This window comes from Mesorhizobium sp. M1B.F.Ca.ET.045.04.1.1, from assembly GCF_003952465.1.
Taxonomy (GTDB): domain Bacteria; phylum Pseudomonadota; class Alphaproteobacteria; order Rhizobiales; family Rhizobiaceae; genus Mesorhizobium; species Mesorhizobium shonense.
Genome location: NZ_CP034448.1, coordinates 3,026,329 through 3,043,375, shown reverse-complemented (window position 1 = coordinate 3,043,375; position 17,047 = coordinate 3,026,329). Strand labels below are relative to the sequence as shown.

Below are 17,047 nucleotides of genomic sequence, written 5' to 3'. Positions count from 1 at the left end.
ATTTTGCCGGTATGCACGGCCTGTTCCGAAGCAATGCTTGCCTCGGACAAGCCCGTGCGAGAGCCGCGAGTTTTGTCTAGGGTTGTCTTCCCTAACTCACAATCCCTGGAAGACCTCCTGGGCGGTCCCGAAGCCGCGACGACTTTTCTATGCCGTGATCAAGGCACAGGCCCATGCAGATTTTATGTCAAGAACCGCGGTTGTGGCGATTGCCGTTGTTCGCGCGTTGTTCTTCGCATCAGTGAGTATACGCCGCATCGATTTGAAACCCGCCTATTTCAACAGACGGTTCAACCGCCCTTGGTCGTAATCCTCGTCGCGCCCGACAACGCCGATCTGTCGTTTCCAGCGACAATCCATCAGTGCATGAGCACATATCTTAGCCAAACAAGAAATCTGCGCCCGTTGAGGCTCCGGCGGACCGTCGCGGCGGCAGATTTGCCTTCTGTCAGGGTACCAGCATGGCAACTACAGACTATGTCATGCAGTTGCCAGTCGCTGAGTTCGAAGAAGCGCTTGGCCTCTCCATAAGTGTCATTTTTGAGACCTGCAGCACGCAGCAAAGGATCTTCGAATGCAACGGTAATGGGGGAACCATCTGCCCGTGCCAGCCCGCGGGCCTCCGCAGGCAAGTATTCGGTGCCGATCAGCATTCCGAGGCTTCGCACGGGATGTTTATCAAGAAGATCTGCCCAGCGCTCAATCCGTTGCGTTTTGGTCATCGTTGACGTTGGCCCTAGCGAGTTAACGTCGGCAATTGCTTGCAGCTCATTTAGCGTTTGATGTCTCATGGTTGACTCCTATTGATAGGCCGCGCGTCAATCCGAGGATTGCCCGACAGCATCGACGGCCTCGATTTAGCCCATTGGTAAGATCGGAGACTGCTGTGCCTCACTGATGCGATTGCTCGGGCTGGCTTGACTCGATGTCGAACGCGCTGGCACTGGACACGGTCTTCACGGACGTCGCCCGTGTCGAGCTTGGCGCTGTTTGCAAAAGGCGCCACTGCCGCCGATTGCGCAAGGGCCGAAGGTCCGCCGACCAGCATAGCCGCAGCGGTGGAGAGAGAAGCTTTCTCATGGGATTCTCCGAAGCTTAAAGGTGCCCTCGGATGTTCCAACGCGGAAAACGGAGGGAGGTTGCTTGTGCGCCAGGCAATGGCGGTATGCCTCGTCACGAGCGAAAAGGAACAACCTGCTGTGCGGAACCCGAGACGGTCAAGCATCGTCCGGGAGACCGCCGACGTGCTTGTCGCGGATGCCGTCGCCTCGCTCTACCTTGCCGCAGCGCAAGCTTTCTAGAAGAGCATCGTAACGGCGTGGTCCCAAACCCTTGCGGCAACGAAGGATGCAGTGAGCCGGAGCGACCCCCACGTTGCATTCGTGGAGTAGTATAACAACCCCTTTTTGAGATGTAGATTGCGGGGCTGACAAGTCGGATGAAGGATAGTTTGGGGCAACTCTCAGTGAACCGAGAAGGCCATATGCGCGGGCGAGAACTCAGTTGGCGCCGTTTCAAACTATCCATTGGAGCGCGAGGCCAACCATAGACAAGACCATCGTGCTGGTAGCGAGCCAACCGAGAGCCCGCAGCCAACCCTGCACAGGAAACTCGCCCATGACTTCGGAGCGCCCCGTCATTTGCATCATGACGACCATCACCGGAACCGCGCAAATGCCGTTGGTGACAGCACTCCAATACAGTGCCCTGATTGGATCGATCGACATGAAGATGATAGCCATTCCGAGCATCGCCGCGGCAGCCAATGTCGTATAAAACGCCATCGCCTCCTTGGGCTGTCGCTCCAGCCCCACCGGCCAACGGCACGCTTCACCTACGGCGAATGCAGCCGAACCTGCGAGAATCGGCACCGCAAGGAGTCCGGTGCCGATGATGCCGGTCGCGAAGACCATAAGCGCGAACTTACCTGCAACTGGCTCCAGGGCTTTGGCAGCGTCAGTCGAGGAATTGATCTCAGTCACTCCCGCCTTGTGCAAGGTGGCGGCCGTTGTAACGATGATCGCAATAGCTATCAGGTTCGAAAATGCCATCCCGACCAAGGTGTCTGCGCGAATACGCTGGAAGGCGCCAGATGCTTGCCATGGCGCCCATTTCAACGGCTTGGCTTTCGGGTCCACCTTCTCCTCTTCCACCTCTTGCGAGGACTGCCAGAAGAACAGATAGGGGGAAATCGTAGTGCCCAGAACAGCAAGAACCGTTGTGAAAAAAGACCCGTTCCATTCTACGTGCGGGATGAAAATGCCTTTGAGCGCTTCTCCCCAGGGGATATGTGCCATGAACGCAGCCACAACGTAAGCGAAGAGGCTGAGCGTCGTCCATTTCAGAACCGTGACATACCGGCTGTAGTCGACAAAGACGATCGCAGCAATAGATGCCAAGCCGAACCCAACCACGTAGAGCGAACCGGGGCCACCCACCAGCAATCGGAGCGCCTCAGCCATCGCGCTGAGGTCCGCGCCAATATTGATAACATTGGCGCCGAACAACAAGGCGACCACAAAATACATCAGTTCTGCGGGATAGTGTCGAGAGAGGTTTCCAGAGATACCTCGGCCTGTCGTCCGACCAATCCGCGCCGCTATCTCCTGGATCCCAGCCATGAGCGGAAAGGTGAAAATCATTGTCCAGCCAATATTGAAGCCAAGCTGAGCACCCGCTTGGCTGTAGGTGCCGATACCCGAAGGATCGTCGTCTGCAGCGCCCGTAATAACGCCGGGCCCAATTGTGCGCAGAAATCGCTGAAATGGCCCTCTTGCCAGCCCAATTGTCTGTTTCTCGCGGACTTCGGCGCCGATGTCGCCCATCGCATTACTCCAAGAACTCAGTCTCCATGCAATGACCGCGCATCAAACAAAACCTGACATGGTGCTAGTAGTTCCAGATCGATCCTGGTGGCGCTCGGCGATAGCTAAAGCGGATGGCCGGGGTGACGCCGCCATTGCCGGCGTCGAGGTCGATAACGGCGCTCGGGTCGCGTTGCGAGATGGAATGCGCAATATCGCCGCCTGTCGCGACATGGCGGGTAAAGTCCAACTGCATGCCGCCGGGCGTGTCACAGATCGAAAAGCCAGACTACTCCCGCATCGGAGAGTCGATCCGCTGCAGCGGAAGCACAGCGGGGCCATTCAGAACAGCCCCATCCGGGCCGAAATGGATCCATGGCAAGAGCAGTCCCAGCACTGCTCTGCCGAGTTCCAGGCGACTTCGCACCCAGCGTCGGGCAAGCGCGCTCTAAATAGGCGGATCGCCAACCCCCCGCTGTCCTTCCTGACGAGGGACGCTGGCTGATCGGGGATACCAAATCGGCAGCGGTTGAAGGCAGCTGGTTCCTGGAATATTTTCGACAAATAGATCTCGATCTGGGGCGGCGCCCTAATCGGAAGGGAACAACATGTCGGCCTCCTTAGCCGCGGCCCGGAAAGCTTTTCGTATGATCTGCGGGTCGATCGGATCGCCCTCCAAGGCAGACTGGCAAAGGATCATCGCCTTGTGCCAACTAGGACCACGTTTTGACCATTTGCGGAGCTGCTCGGCGGCCTTTTGAACGTGATCAACCCCATAGCGTAAGCCCAGTCGGTCGGTCCTCACATAGACCGGAGAAGAGAAAGACCGCATTGCCAACTCGCGAATTCAAGGCAACGAAAACAATCCGCCGGCCACTGCCGGCGGAAGTGAGGTCTGGAGTAGCCAGCGTGGACTGCCAGAGATCAATGATCGACTGCAGACTTTGTTGCAGCGCTTTCGAACAGGCTGGCGCCTGGCCAATCCGACGTGACCAGAAGAGGGTTGGCGGAGCGCTTGTTGGTTTCCCTCACATCGACAGGATCACCGCGAACTGGTTCTTCACGCGGTGGTTGACCTCGCGCATCAGGAGCCGGATGCGGCGCTCGCTCTCCTTGGCGGCGGTGATGTCGCGGGAGATCGTAGACGCGCCGACTATCTCGCCGGAAAGGTTCCTGATCGGCGAGACCGTGACCGAAACAGCAATCAGTGAGCTGTCCTTGCGCCTGCGCAGCGTCTCGAAGCTCGCCACGCCCTCACCCCTGAAAGCTTACAGCTAGCGCGACTGGGAATCGCGGCAAGCGCCTAAGCCTCGGAACGGTCGGGATTTTCGGCCTTATCCCATTCGGCACCCAGCACACCGAACTCCTGCGACTTCATGCCGGTCTCGGCGGTCAGGAAACCCTCCGCCGCGAGCCCCCGGCGCAGAAGTTCGCGCACTGCGGCGGAACGGCTCGGCATGCGTTTTTCGAAGCGCCAGTTCTCGACTGCCGCCAGTTCCTCTTCAGTCAACATGATCTGCAGCCTCTGCGGCCGCTCCAATTCAGCCATCCCAGCCTCCCTAAGCGGACCATAATGCCACGAATGAGTATCTTACTTATTTTTAGTGCAAGTAGGGCTCGGCTCAAATGAGGTCAAGATGATGCCAAACGCCAAAGGCGAGCGACCCTAATGGTACTAACCATATAGCGAAACCACATTTGTGGTACTATGCTAACTTATTGATTTATCTACAGATTTTTGCATTTTTTGATTGCCAATGGTGTGACGTTGGCGCATTATGCCGGCAGAGAGATAAACCGTCCGCGAAAGGAGGGTTTTCCGATGCCACGAGGATTTTCCGACCGGTTGCGCACCGACGCCCATTGCAAGGTCCAGCACGCCTTGTGGGAAAACGGCGTTGTCGACATCATCAGGCTGTCGGAAGAGATTAGGCTCAAGAATCTCGACGAGAACGTAGCACGCGAAGACATCGAGAGCCTGGTGATGCAGATGGCTCAGGTCTATGGCGCAGCCGTTGAGTTCGACGATGAGGCGCTGACCGCGCTCGACCTGCCCGATGCCTGTCCGGCCGACAACCGCGACGATTTGGAAAAGGCGCTAAACGAGCAGAGGCTGCCGCACCTTCAGGTGCTCCATTTGGATTCGAAAGACGGAGCGACGGACTCCAGCCCGGCGAGCGGCACCACGCTGCGATCTTCGCCGCTTGGCAAAGCATGATCTTGGCCGATCTCTCAATAGATGCCCACCCCGGCGGGGGTCACCGGGGCGGGCTCGACCGGGCTCTGGATACCCGATCCACAGCACGCCTTGCGCGGAGGTGCGGGACTGCGCGCCGTGCTGCAACAGAAATATCAGTAGCGTCTAAATGTTCCCTCGCCTTGTCAGGAACTCCGAAGCAGCGCCGCCGTTAGTCCGTATGCAAACGAAGGAGATCCGCACCATGGATTGGAACCGTGTCGAAGGAAACTGGAAGCAGGTCAGGGGCAAGGTCAAGGAACAATGGGGCAAGCTCACCGACGACGACCTCGACCGCATCGCCGGCAAGCGCGACCAACTCGAAGGCAAGATTCAGGAACGCTATGGCATCGAGAAGGACCGCGTCCGCCGCGACATCGATGAGTGGTACGCCCGCCAAGGTTGGTAGCGCTTCACGCACTATCCGCGGTCGTCCGGGGTGATGCCGTTGTGCGGGCAAGTAAGCCGCCTCGGAGGTCGCGCCGCGGGCGGCGTTTCTATGGGGACGAGGTAAGAACATGCCTGTAGGAACCGTGGTCATGCATGGCAAATGCGCCTCGCACGCGCTCAATAGCCATCAACAGCTATCGATCTCTGCGGGCAGGCGCGCGGGTGGTTCGTGCCCAGGGACAAACTGTATGAGTTTGAGGACGTCCCGCAGAGACCTTTGCCGTGTTGCGATCGGCCCAAGGGCCGCTACTTCAACAGTCACATCCGCAACCGGGTGCCGGTATCGCCGAAGAATGATGGCGAGCGTCTATGTCTAACCGATCGTGCACGGGCCTGTCGTGCCACATCACTTGCCTGAGATCCCGCATATCGACCGGCTGCCCACAGATCGGACACAGGTAAAATAATCGGCTTCGTTCTCAAAGCGGGCCGCCATTGCGCCTGCCGGTATCATTGGGCCTAGATCAGAACGCCTTGTCACCGTGCGCCCAGCGCCTTGGCTTCGCGCTCTAGTACTTCCCGGTCGTCGTCCCTGTTGGCGAGAAGGCCCACCCACGAAAAGCGCTGATTTCGACATGGCTTGCAGGGATCGCTTGCCAGGCGAGGCAGGGGGCTCAACGCCACTCCGACGGGCCACCTGAGCGTCCTGATGGGACTTCGGTCTACTCCGACTTGGACCGTGGGCCCAGGCGCGGAACACAAGCCAATCACTGCCGTTGGTCGAAAGCGACGCCGGCAAAAGAACGGCGGTCCATCAACCAGGCAACCACAAGGAAATCTACCATGATCCCGAAGATATTGGTGACCGCGGCGACCGCCGCGCTTCTGTCGACTGCGCTCTGCACCGCCGGCGCCTACGCTGAAGACAAGACCAAGCCGGCTTCCCAAGCCGCGGTCGTCGCGCCCGTGACCGATGGAAGCCTCGTGTCCAAGATTATGGGCGCGACGGTCTATGACAGCACGGCCGATGACGCGACGAAGATCGGCAAGGTCAACGACATCGTCCTCGACAAGGGCGGCAAAGCTAAATTGATCGTCATCGGTGTCGGCGGGGTCCTCGGCGTCGGCGAGAAGAATGTGGCCTACGATTTCAACAAGATCGAATGGGTCGACAAGAAGGGCGAGCGCTGGCTGGTCGCGAAGACGACGAAGGAAGAGCTTCAGGCTCAGCCCAACTTCGACATCAAGGCCTATGAGACGGCCTCGGCATCCAACAACACCCAGCCCGCCGCCAGCACGGCCAACCAAACGGCCCCGGCCAAGACGGACCAGACCGCGACGGCCTCTATCGACAAGTCGACGCTGACCGCGATGCCGTCCGACAAGATCAGCGCGGCAAATCTAATCGGCACCAATGTCTATGGCGCGGACGATGCGAAGGTCGGCGAAATCGGCGATGTCATCCTGACCGGCGACAAGAAGGTCGATGCCATCATCGTGGACGTCGGCGGCTTTCTCGGCATTGGCGAAAAGAAGGTCGCAGTCGGCATGGAGAACCTCAAGTTCATGACCGACAAGAACGGCAACCGGTATCTCTACACGAATTTCACCAAGGATCAGTTGGAGGCACAAACGGCCTACGACAAGGGCACCTACGCTCAGAACCGCGACAAGCAGCGCATCATTGTCAAGCAGTGAGGTCGAAATGCGTCCGCGCCGGCTGCGACCCGGGCGTTGCTCAACAGGGAGAGAAACCATGAACAATCTTATCTGGCTCGTAGGAGCAATAGTCATCATAATAGCTATACTGAGCTTCCTCGGCCTCCGGTGATCTCTCTGGAAGCCCGAGCAATTTACGAGACTCCGGATTGACTGATGGCCAGGCGGGTTCGCGGCTCGCCAGTAGCGGCAGTTTGCCGCCGATCTTGCGCGGTTGATATTGACGTGCCGGCCATGTGGTTTCACGCCGACGACACCAACCTTACCGGCGCGTTGGAAAGTGAGGGTCACGACGGCGCCGCCGTGCCAAGCTCGACGAGCTGATCCATTCGGGCCATGCCGAGACGACTTCATCGGTATCGAGCATCTCACGGAAGGCGAGGTCGATGAACTCCGCGCTCGCTGCGTCAAAGCCAAGGAAAGGCGGATGGCCGACGCCGCTCCCTGCTTCGATAGGCCTGCCACCCAGGCATCGTGTTGCCGGTAACTCGAGCCGCCGCGCGCCTCGCCGTTCTACGATATAGGCTCGGAAGCTCTCGCGCCCGTCACCGCGGCGACGCGGGCTTCGATGTTCTTCAGTTCCTAGTTTATCGTCTTGGCGATTTATACTCGAGGCCGACGACCTCTTTGCTAGGACATCGAGCGCGACGGTGATCTCGTTGAGCTTTGCCTGCAGGGCGGCGGTTTCACCTGCGTCTGGTGAGCGCCAGTGAGCGGAGGCGCCGCCACCTCGACCACTGGCACGTCCTGCCGCCGGCTCCCTCTTCCTACGAAATCCAAAAGCGCCAGGAGGATCGACAGAAACGCCAGTTCGAGCGCTGGCTCGACAAGGTGAGCGGTTCGGTTTTCAATCAAACCAAACCGCTCAGGGGCGGCAAGATTACGGGTGAGGCTGTCAGCCGCGAACGAAGAGTGCCTCGTCTTCATCACGTTGCTTGCCACCAAGTGCTGCCGCGACACTGGCGATGAAAGCGCCCACAATCATCGACAGGGCGCCGACCAGCGCGAAAGTAGCGCTTGCCTTCCTGGCGGTGTCCGCAGCCGCCTTCGCCTTGTTCTTGGCATCATCTATGCCTGCAATGACCGTGTCGACGCGCTTGGCGGCATCGGCCTGCGAAAGCCCGGTGCGGGAGGCGACCAGCTTCGCAAGGTAGGCCTTGTCATCGGCCGACACTTCGCCCTTGGCGGCGCTTACCACCAGGATGCGTGTTGCCTGTGCCGTTGCGCCGGCATCGTTCTGCCCGGCCGGCGCGACGGCACCGGTGTCCGCGGGACGGAACAGCATATCGACGAAATAGCCCAGGCTGTTGTTGTCGGTGGCTCCGGCCGCATTTGTGGCCGCCGACGAAGCGCCCGCCGCCGCGCCAGCCGCGACATTGGACGCAGCCTGCACGCCAGCGCCAACCGTTGCGGACAAAGCAGAACCAAGAACGCCAGCGACGAGCAACGTTGCCAGAGCCCAGGCAAGGAAGCCGTGTGCCGTATCTCGGAAGTAGACTTCGTCGTCATGAATGCCGACCCACTTCGTCCGTAGCCGACCGGTCAGATAGCCGCCCAGGCCGGCAGAGAGCCATTGCACGATCACCAGCCACACCGCTGCCGAAACCGCGAAAGTGGTGGCCGATGCGCTTGCCCCGGTCCAGGGTGAAACCATGGTCAGCCCAAGCCCCGAGCCGATCAGCATCAGCACCACCGTCAGCGTCGACGCCGCGAAGGCGCCGGCGATGATCGGGCCCCAGTTCACGGCGGATGACGAAGATTCCCTCGGAGCGGAAACTTCAACGTCAGTAACTGCGGAATTCATCTGACGCTCCTACCGTGCGAACAGCATGAGCAGGATGATAATCGGAATTGGAACTCCGAGCAGCCAAAGCAATATACCGCGTCCCATAGAGACCTCCTATATTCTTGAGACGAAATACCAATTCCGCGAACGGGCTTTCGTTCCAAAGGTTTAGTGGGCAAACTAAGAATAAGACGGACCGGCTGCAGGTTTCCGATCTGACGCGCGCAAACAACCGTCGCGGCGCTCTCGGCCCGAGCGCGCTACAGATGCGGCGTCCTCAAGTCGGCGCCGCTGCAGAGCCAAACTTCAAAGCCGTGTATTAGTTCCACCTGAAGTACGGCGGACTTGCGTTCACCGCCCCGGGGGCAGCTCAACCCCTCCGCCGCCAAACCTGCGAGACCAGCAGCGTGATCAGACTGCTGAAGACGATCCAACCGCGAACCTCGCTGTCGGAGACCGCGGACCGCGAGCCGACCGTGGACCCGCGCTGAACCTGCTGGGCTGATCGATTCCGAGACGGCGCCACTAGCGGCGCGAGGTCCTGCCGGCTGCCGCTCCGTACCGAATAAGCTCGGGTGATCTCGGCGCCGAAGAAAAAAAATCTGGGCCGAGTAGTAGACCCAGACCAGCACCACCATCAGCGCACCGGCAGCGCCATAGGAGGTGGCGATGGCGCTGGTGCCGATATACCAGCCGATGAGCGATTTGCCGATGGTGAACAGCAGCGCGGTGACGACCGAACCGACCGCGACGTCGCGCCATTTGAGCCTGCGGTCCGGCAGGACCTTGTAGATCGCCGAGAAGAGCAGCGCGATCAGCACGAAGGAGACAATGGTGTTGACGGCGCTGACGATCAACTCGCCGAACGGTAGGCGTTCGTTGATATACTCGCTCAACGCCGAGATCGCGGTGCTTGCGGCGAGCGACACCAGAAGCATGAAACCAAGGGCCGCCACCAGGCCGAGGCTCGCCGCCCTCGCCCGCACCAGGCGCGAAAGCGAAACGCCGTCGGGTTTGACCTTCCAGATTTGGTTCAGCGACTGCTGCATCTCGCCGAAGACGCCCGAGGCAGTGACAAGCAGCGCGATCAACCCGACGATGGTGGCAAGTGTGCTGGACCCGCGATGCGAGGCGGTCTCGATCGTCGCCTTGAGGAGATCGGCGCTCTGCGGCCCCATCACGCCCGAGAACTCGGCCGAGAGCGCGAGTTGGGCGGCGTCGTTGCCGATGACGATACCCGCGACCGCCACGACGATCAGAAGGATCGGCGCCAGCGAGGTCGTGGCATAGAAGGCCATCGCCGCGCCATGACTCAGGGCGTTGTCGTTGAGGTACCCGGCAACGCTCTCCTTGAGCAGAACCCAGGCTTCCTGGAACCAGCGCTGCATATCTCTCACCGTCGGCCTATTCACGCCGCTGGCTATTTCGGGCGCGGATCCTCGAGCCCGATTCCGGTGGTCTGAAATGATCCGGCCCGGCGTTTTTCGATGGCCTCGGCAAGCGCCAGCGCGGCGTTGCGAACCTCCGCCTGCACGGCGTGGTCGGCGTCGAGTTCGTCGTGGCTCGTCGCATAGGGTTTCCAGTAGCCGATATAGCGGTCAAGCTCGGCCGCCTCCCCGACCGGATCGAGCTTCATCGAGCGCAGCCAGTCGGCGAGACTGTGACCCACCTCCCCGGCACCTTCGGTGTCGCCGTGTACGATGACGGAGAACAGTCGACCGGCGAGATGGCGCGGATAGTCCCAGCCGGCAAGCTCGACCTTCTTGGCGAGTGCCGCGTCCTTGCCTTGCGTCTGTGATGGATCGGGATTGCCGCCATCTGCACAGACCAGGCGGTCCATCATCAGCTTCACCGGTGAGGACGTCTGATACCAGTTCACCGGCGTAACGATCATCACGCCATGCGCCTCGACCCAAAGCGGGTAGATCTCGTTCATCCAGTCGTTGACCTGGCCGAGCGAATGGTTGGGATAGCAGGAGCACGGCCAGTGGCAGAGCGCGGCCGCGGTCGAGAAGCACGCCTTGCAGGGAAAAATCCTGCGACCGTATTCGGAGGCGAGCCGCGCAAGGTCGAGAATCTCGATCGAGAAGCCCCGCCTGGCTGCAAGGGCGGTGCGGGCCAACTCGACGAGGCGAAAACTTTTCGACATTTCGCCGGGACAGGTGTGTTCGCTGCGCGAGGAGCCGTTGATCAGAAGAATGCGAGATGGCGCGGCCTTGTCTTCATAGCGGCGTTTCGCGGCCTCGACCGCCTCATGCGCGGCGATCCATTCGACCGAGAGGTCGTAGTCGGGATTGTGAAAACCCTGCCCTGCCTTTCTGGTGATCGGGCTCTTGCGTCCTTCGGTGTAGGCCTGCCACGCAATCTCGGCGAGCCTGCCAATGGCATCCGCCTCCGGCCGGAACGCCGGGTCGTAAAATTGCCTGCGATAGCGTTCCTTGAAATCGCTTTCGCTGAGACGCGGGCTCGGCATGCCTTTGCGCGGCTCAGGACCTGCCTTGCTGAAATCTGCCCTCTTTGCCATGCGCCCTCGCCCGAATTGCAGCGGGCCGGGTGGGACAAGAGCTCGACTGCCTTTTCTAGGCCAGGGTATGAAGCCGGAAAAACCACCCTGTTCTCTTTGCCACCAGGTCCGGCTGACGCGGCCCGCCGAAGTCAATTCGGCAAGAGCCTGATGGTTCCGCGCTTCAGGACCGCGAAGATCGGGCAATACGGCAAGGCATGTCGATGCCGCGTCCAGGCAGGAAAAAACCGCCCCGGATGGGAGAAACCGGGGCGGCAATTGTGGGAGGTAGTTCGGGTGTCCGGGACTACCGGACGGTAACTCGCTTGACCTTGAAAAGTTTCAAGCCACGCCCCACCAAGCGCTCTTTCGAGCCCTCGATGCCGGTGACGGAGCCGGTGTTGATGATCGCCGATCCCGGCTTCATGTGCGGCACGGCTTCCTGCGCCATATGGAAATAGCCGTAGAGATTGGTCTTCAGCGTGGTGTCGAAGTGCTGCTCGGTGAGGTCGGCGAAATCGGCCGAGTGCACCTGGAAAGCGGCGTTGTTGACGAGCACGTCGAGCCTGCCAAAAGCCTTCACCGTCCGCTCAACCGCCTTGCGGCAGAAGGCGCGCCTGGCAACATCGCCGCGAAGGATAATACAGCGCCTGCCTTCGGCCTCGACCGCCGCTTTCGTCGTCTTGGCGTCGCGATGCTCGCTGAGATAGACGATGGCGACATCGGCGCCTTCGCGTGCGAAGAGAACCGCGACGGCACGGCCGATACCGGAATCGCCGCCGGTGATCAGCGCCACATTGCCCGCCAGCTTGCCAGAGCCCTGCCAGAACGGCGCCTCGTAGAGCGGCGCCGGCACGATCGCCCATTCCTCGCCCGGCTTTGCATGGTGCTGCTTCGGAAATGGCGGCACCGGATATTGGCGCGCGCCGGCCTGCATGGCGCCTTTCGATTTGGATTTGCCGTTCGGCTTGACGCGGTCGGCGGCATCGACCTTGCGCTGCACGCCGCGCTGCCTGCGCACCGTCTTCGCGGTCTCGGTTTTCGATCAGGTGCTGGTCGGCATCGTCATCTCCCTTTCGAGGAACAACGGCTGCCGGTGGAAAAGGTTGGCTTTTGTCGGGTCGGTCACCATGGCGCATACGGGCGCGCGCTACATCAAAGTTAAATGCGGGCGGTCGTTGTAGCTGCTATTCGATCGCTGTTTTGGGGGCTCTGTAGGAGGAGAGTCCATGGACGTTCGAAATCTGATCGGCAAGCTGTCGGCGGCATTTTGTGCGCCAGCGTACCGCCGCGCCGACCGCCTCTCTTCGGCCGATCCGGGCCTCGCCCGCCAACGTGCGGCTGAGGGTGCGTCCGCGTCCGCCCCATCGTCCGGCGCCGGCCATCCGGTCAGCGAGCAACATGTAGCTCGCGCTTTGCATTCGCCCCGGTCGATCGGATGCAACCGGCCGGCGGCATCTTCGTTTATGGCGATCCCAACTCTGGTGGTGGCAACATGAAATCCTTTCGGACGAACAATCCCGTTTTCATCCTGGCGGCGGCGGTGATGACCGCGGCGCCTTTCATCGGTCTAGCCTGGCGCGTTCATGAATGGCTTGGATGGTGACGGGCAATGAGTCGGTTCCTGCCGCTCACCATCCGCTTCGTCAACGGCGGCTCGATGGTGGTTTCATCGATCGCCGATGCAAGGAAGGCGCTAGATGGAACTTGGAAAAACAAGGAGGCGCCAGACTATCTTGCGGCGGCGCGGCTGGTGGATGACGCCATTGCGGGCATTTGCCGGCCGGCTGTTGCATTCGCCGCCTTCAAGAAGGCGGCCGCCCAGCAAGGTCTCCTGAGGTCGGCTAACCCGAGCGCCGCGCTCTCCATGTTCGACCAGATTTCGTCGCGCGACCGCAAGAAGCCGCCAGGCTGAAGCGCCCTCACCTGGGCTCGTTGTTCATGCTGAGATAGGTCGGGTCGAATTCCGCGATCGCGACGAGACGCTCCCAGTCGAGGATCGCGACCATGTGGTTGACCCAGCTGATCACGTTCATGCGCCGCAGCGTGCCGATGACCCTGTTCATGTGCACGACCGAGAGTCCGAGCACATCGGCGAGCACAGCCTGCGACAGCGGCAGATGGAAGCTCATGCCATGGGTTTTCTTCACGACCTGAAGCCTGACGAACAACTCGCAGATGAGATGCGCCAGATGCGAGGTCTTGGAGCGGCGCCCCATGGCCACGATCCACTCGCGGTGGATGGGGCCGTCGACAAGCGTGTCCAGCCACAACAGCCTGGTCAGATGCGGCGCCTGCTCGGTTATGGCGCGAAGGCTGCTGTGCTCCGCCGCGACGACATGGCAGGGCGAGAGCGCGATGATACCATGGTCCATGGTCTTCAGAAGAAAGGCGTGGAGGTCGACGAAATCGCCTGCCACCTGCAGTGAGGTGAACTGCCGCCCGCCATCCTCGAGCACCTTGTAGCGCGCCGCGAATCCGTCGACGATCAACGTGCTGGTGATTGGCCTCGATCCCTCCGAGACAATATCCTCGCCAGTGACGAAATACTTCTCGATCGACATGGCGCTGGCGAGCAGCGCCTTCTCCGCGTCCGAGAGGGCGTCGTGCTGCGCAAGGTTGAGATGAAGCGATTCCAGCATTCGGATTTTCCGTCCTTCATTAGCAAAACCTAACGTCGGAGACCGGGGCTGGTTGCAGGCGGCCGGCGCCGACGGGCAGTCGGCGGCAAGCTTATTCCCCTTTGGAACCATGACTGCGGCAGCGAATTGAACGTCGAAATGCCGAGGATGTTCTTGCGAATGAAACGATTCTACTTCGACCTGTACAACACCGAACACTGCCAGATGGATAGCGAGGGACAACTTCTTCCCGACCGCGAGCGCGCGGGCCTGGAAGCGCTGCGGATTCTGCAGGATGTCGCCCGCGACGAGATGCTGGGCGGGGATCGTCTCAAGATCACCGTCAAAGTGCGGAACGAAAAGAGGGACTAGATATTCGAGGCGTCCCTCACCCTCGACTCCGCCTGGACATGAGGGGAGCGCCCGGCATGATGTTTGAGAATTTCCGGACCGAAGAGATCGATACGGGCGAGGGACGGATATCCATCCGCCGCGCCGGCAGCGGCCCGGGGCTGCTCCTGCTGCATGGCTTTCCGGAAATGCATCTGATGTGGCGCGACGTGGCGCCGAAGCTCGCCGACCGCCTTAGCGTCGTCTGCGCCGACCTGCGCGGCTACGGGAAAAGCTCCTGTCCGCCGTCCAGCCCGGATCATGCTCCCTACGCAAAGCGCGCCATGGCTGCCGACCTTGCGGCGCTAATGACGAAGCTCGGCTTTTCCCGGTTCATGGTTGCCGGGCACGATCGTGGTGGCCGCGTTGCCTATCGGCTGGCGCTCGACCATCCCGACCGCGTCGAGAAACTTGCTGTGCTCGACATCATCGCCACCGCCGATGCCTGGGACCGGGCCGACGCCAGGCTGGCGCTGGGCTACTGGCCATGGTCGCTGCTGGCGCAGCCCGAGCCGCTGCCGGAGGCGATCATGGCGGCGGCCGCGGATGCGATCGTCGACAATGCGCTGGAAAGCTGGGGCTCCTCGCCTGCCGCCTTTCCCGCCGAGGTCCGGCAGGCTTATGCCGATGCCTTGCGCGATCCGGCACACGCGCACGCCATCTGCGAGGAATATCGTGCGGCAGCGACGCTCGACCGCGAGCATGACCATGCGGACCGGGCAGCGGGCCGGCGCATCACCTGCCCGGTGCTGGCGCTATGGAGCGGGCATGGCGCGCTGGCCGAATGGTACGCGCAAGAAGGCGGGCCGCTGGCGCTGTGGCAGGAGTGGGCCGGCAATGTCAGCGGCGGAGCGATGCCCGGCGGACATTTCTTTCCGGAGGAATTTCCAGGCGAAACGGCAGCGGCGCTGCATGATTTTCTCATGTCTCGGGGGCCATCAGCGGCTGATCTGGACACTTCCGCTCGCAGCCGGAACCGCCCTCGACCGGCAGCTACAGCCGGTGCCACATTTTTTTTCGCCGGGACCATTGTGATGAAACATTCTGCCTCCCCTTACCGTTCGAAGTTCAAGGAGGACCGTTATGATCAGGCATAGCGGCGAAGCACGCCCGAAGAAGAAAAAGGTCGAAATCGCGGTGCTGGTCTCCCAATTGGCACAGGCGACCGGTATCTCCAACGCGGAAGCGCGGAAACTGGTCAAGCTGGTCGGCACCGATTGGCCCTCGTTGCTGCGACGTGCCGGCTTCCTGAAAGCCCGGTAGGCTACCCCGCCGAGTCGCTCTGGTGACCCGGTTGACGGACGGCCGGCCGTTATAAGCCGTAGCCAGGTGAGATAGATCGCCGGCGCAACGATCAGGCAGAGCGCCATCACGATCACCACGGCATTGCTAAGGCGCTCGGTGGGCCTGGCAATGTCGGCGACGTCGTCATCGTCAATGATGAATCCGAGGATCGGTATACCGGCCAGCGCGTAGAGATGGGTTGTCGTTTGCGGGATGGCTTTCAGCCTCTCGCAGCAACGCCGCTTCCTATTCGGATGGTTCTTGGGTTCTGACGGTAATGGATGCCCGTCGTTTGCGCGGAAACGGCGGGCACCCAAAATGTCGCCGACGGAGGGGGAATCCCATCGGCGATCGCCAACTCCAGGCATCTGCTTTGGTTGCCGAGGACGGGCCAATGCGCTCCACGATGGGACTTCAGTCGAGCGTCTTTGCGACCGTCGGCCGAATAACGAGGCCGGGTTGATCGGCCATCCGGAACCTGGAGCCTGAGCGCGCTTTTCCTTCAGGCGAACCAGCGAAACAAGGAGGCCAACCATGGCACGAGAAAGAACCGAATACGAAACCGGCGCGCGAAAATATCCGGCAAGGACCGGCCCGGATCCGAGTGACGATTTCTCGCAGGATGCAGCCGGCAATTGGCGCCCGCGGAGCGGCATGGGCCTGACGCGGTCGGCCGGCGAGACGGAAGACAAGACACGCCAGTCCGAAGGACAGAACCCGCCCGGCCGGACGACGCCCAGTCCCGCCACCGAGAAGAGTTCCGGGGCCGGGCCGGCAATCTCCGAACGCTCGAAGGACGCGAAAGCGGCAAAATCGGGCCGCCAGTCTGGCGCTCATGTCAAGGATTAAGGGGCGTGGATTCCCAGCCTTTGGCGGCTGGACGCGCCGGCGATGGTCACAAAATATTGCCCCCGAAGCCAAATTTGCCGGACCCTGCGAAATCGAACTTCCTTGAATCACCCGCTAGAACGATCCGCAATCAACGGGGCAAGAGACATGCTCAAACAAGGCGGGCGCCACGAACAGCACGTCAAGGCCGGCCAGCAGAGCCACAAGAACCGCCAGCAGGATCAGCCGCTTCGAAGGTGAGGACTGGCCCGCTTGCGGCCGGCTTCCGGGGTGCGTTCGCGGACTTCGGGGAAGTTGCCGCCGCGACCCCTCTGCTGGCCAATATTGCGGTCCTGCGCCTGCTGCTAATCACCGCTCCGACGGCGCCCCGGTGGCCGGGGGCGCGAACCACCGAGCCTAACCGGCGGGAGCTCCCGATGCTGCTGGCGCCGGCTGATGATAATGTAAGCTCGTCCTAATATGTCT

At 61.1% G+C, this 17,047-nt stretch carries 18 protein-coding genes and 2 pseudogenes; 9 read left to right on the top strand and 11 right to left on the bottom strand.

Annotation, left to right across the window (positions count from 1 at the left end):
- Positions 1-359: 359 nt before the first annotated feature.
- The 6 genes from EJ071_RS14745 to EJ071_RS14725 form a co-directional block, all read right to left on the bottom strand.
- Positions 360-791: a hypothetical protein gene (locus tag EJ071_RS14745; protein ID WP_126098507.1), complete on the bottom strand. Its 432-nt coding sequence runs from the start codon at positions 789-791 to the stop codon at positions 360-362.
- 723 nt (positions 792-1,514) lie between these two features.
- A complete protein-coding gene (locus EJ071_RS14740; protein ID WP_126098506.1) occupies positions 1,515-2,825 on the bottom strand; it encodes a divalent metal cation transporter in 1,311 nt (436 codons plus the stop codon).
- Positions 2,826-2,889: 64 nt separating this feature from the next.
- On the bottom strand, positions 2,890-3,060 hold the full coding sequence (locus EJ071_RS38495; protein ID WP_189521476.1) for a hypothetical protein: 171 nt from the start codon (positions 3,058-3,060) through the stop codon (positions 2,890-2,892).
- A gap of 333 nt (positions 3,061-3,393) precedes the next feature.
- Positions 3,394-3,636: a DUF982 domain-containing protein gene (locus EJ071_RS14735; RefSeq protein WP_126098505.1), complete on the bottom strand. Its 243-nt coding sequence runs from the start codon at positions 3,634-3,636 to the stop codon at positions 3,394-3,396.
- A gap of 196 nt (positions 3,637-3,832) precedes the next feature.
- Positions 3,833-4,054, bottom strand: a complete 222-nt coding sequence (locus tag EJ071_RS14730) for a PAS domain S-box protein (protein WP_245460241.1) — start codon at positions 4,052-4,054, stop codon at positions 3,833-3,835.
- 53 nt (positions 4,055-4,107) lie between these two features.
- Entirely contained in the window at positions 4,108-4,353 is a 246-nt protein-coding gene (locus tag EJ071_RS14725; RefSeq protein WP_126098504.1) for a hypothetical protein, read from the bottom strand.
- 297 nt (positions 4,354-4,650) lie between these two features.
- Between EJ071_RS14725 and EJ071_RS14720 the strand changes: the two genes are divergently transcribed.
- The 3 genes from EJ071_RS14720 (at position 4,651) to EJ071_RS14705 (ending at position 7,128) form a co-directional block, all read left to right on the top strand.
- Positions 4,651-5,022 (top strand): hypothetical protein, encoded by a 372-nt coding sequence (locus tag EJ071_RS14720; protein ID WP_126098503.1) that lies wholly within the window; start codon positions 4,651-4,653, stop codon positions 5,020-5,022.
- A gap of 223 nt (positions 5,023-5,245) precedes the next feature.
- Positions 5,246-5,449 (top strand): CsbD family protein, encoded by a 204-nt coding sequence (locus EJ071_RS14715; RefSeq protein WP_126098502.1) that lies wholly within the window; start codon positions 5,246-5,248, stop codon positions 5,447-5,449.
- Between the two features lie 824 nt (positions 5,450-6,273).
- Complete coding sequence (locus EJ071_RS14705; protein ID WP_126098501.1) at positions 6,274-7,128, top strand: PRC-barrel domain-containing protein; 855 nt, start codon at positions 6,274-6,276, stop codon at positions 7,126-7,128.
- Positions 7,129-8,044: 916 nt separating this feature from the next.
- Here EJ071_RS14705 and EJ071_RS14700 read toward each other — a convergent pair.
- The 4 genes and pseudogenes from EJ071_RS14700 to EJ071_RS14685 all read right to left on the bottom strand — a co-directional run.
- Positions 8,045-8,953, bottom strand: a complete 909-nt coding sequence (locus EJ071_RS14700; RefSeq protein WP_126098500.1) for a hypothetical protein — start codon at positions 8,951-8,953, stop codon at positions 8,045-8,047.
- Positions 8,954-9,195: 242 nt separating this feature from the next.
- A complete protein-coding gene (locus tag EJ071_RS14695) occupies positions 9,196-10,323 on the bottom strand; it encodes a YihY/virulence factor BrkB family protein (RefSeq protein WP_348628143.1) in 1,128 nt (375 codons plus the stop codon).
- Positions 10,324-10,355: 32 nt separating this feature from the next.
- Positions 10,356-11,459, bottom strand: a complete 1,104-nt coding sequence (locus EJ071_RS14690) for a flavodoxin family protein (RefSeq protein ID WP_126098499.1) — start codon at positions 11,457-11,459, stop codon at positions 10,356-10,358.
- Positions 11,460-11,802: 343 nt separating this feature from the next.
- Positions 11,803-12,459: pseudogene (locus EJ071_RS14685) on the bottom strand (SDR family NAD(P)-dependent oxidoreductase); the annotation flags it as partial.
- 417 nt (positions 12,460-12,876) lie between these two features.
- On the opposite strand from EJ071_RS14685, the gene EJ071_RS38490 reads away from it, so the two are divergent.
- Both EJ071_RS38490 and EJ071_RS14680 read left to right on the top strand, forming a co-directional pair.
- Complete coding sequence (locus EJ071_RS38490; protein ID WP_189521475.1) at positions 12,877-13,044, top strand: hypothetical protein; 168 nt, start codon at positions 12,877-12,879, stop codon at positions 13,042-13,044.
- Positions 13,045-13,050: 6 nt separating this feature from the next.
- Positions 13,051-13,353 (top strand): DUF982 domain-containing protein, encoded by a 303-nt coding sequence (locus EJ071_RS14680; protein WP_126098498.1) that lies wholly within the window; start codon positions 13,051-13,053, stop codon positions 13,351-13,353.
- 7 nt (positions 13,354-13,360) lie between these two features.
- On the opposite strand, the gene EJ071_RS14675 is transcribed toward EJ071_RS14680, so the two are convergent.
- On the bottom strand, positions 13,361-14,080 hold the full coding sequence (locus tag EJ071_RS14675) for a Crp/Fnr family transcriptional regulator (RefSeq protein ID WP_126098497.1): 720 nt from the start codon (positions 14,078-14,080) through the stop codon (positions 13,361-13,363).
- Positions 14,081-14,239: 159 nt separating this feature from the next.
- Here EJ071_RS14675 and EJ071_RS14670 point away from each other — a divergent pair, with 159 nt between their 5' ends.
- The 4 genes and pseudogenes from EJ071_RS14670 (at position 14,240) to EJ071_RS14655 (ending at position 16,582) form a co-directional block, all read left to right on the top strand.
- On the top strand, positions 14,240-14,431 hold the full coding sequence (locus tag EJ071_RS14670; RefSeq protein WP_126098496.1) for a hypothetical protein: 192 nt from the start codon (positions 14,240-14,242) through the stop codon (positions 14,429-14,431).
- Positions 14,432-14,490: 59 nt separating this feature from the next.
- A pseudogene (locus EJ071_RS14665) lies at positions 14,491-15,369 on the top strand (alpha/beta hydrolase); the annotation flags it as partial.
- 163 nt (positions 15,370-15,532) lie between these two features.
- Positions 15,533-15,712: a hypothetical protein gene (locus EJ071_RS14660; protein ID WP_126098494.1), complete on the top strand. Its 180-nt coding sequence runs from the start codon at positions 15,533-15,535 to the stop codon at positions 15,710-15,712.
- A gap of 555 nt (positions 15,713-16,267) precedes the next feature.
- Positions 16,268-16,582, top strand: coding sequence for a hypothetical protein (locus tag EJ071_RS14655; protein WP_126098493.1), 315 nt, complete (start codon positions 16,268-16,270; stop codon positions 16,580-16,582).
- Positions 16,583-17,047: the final 465 nt, after the last annotated feature.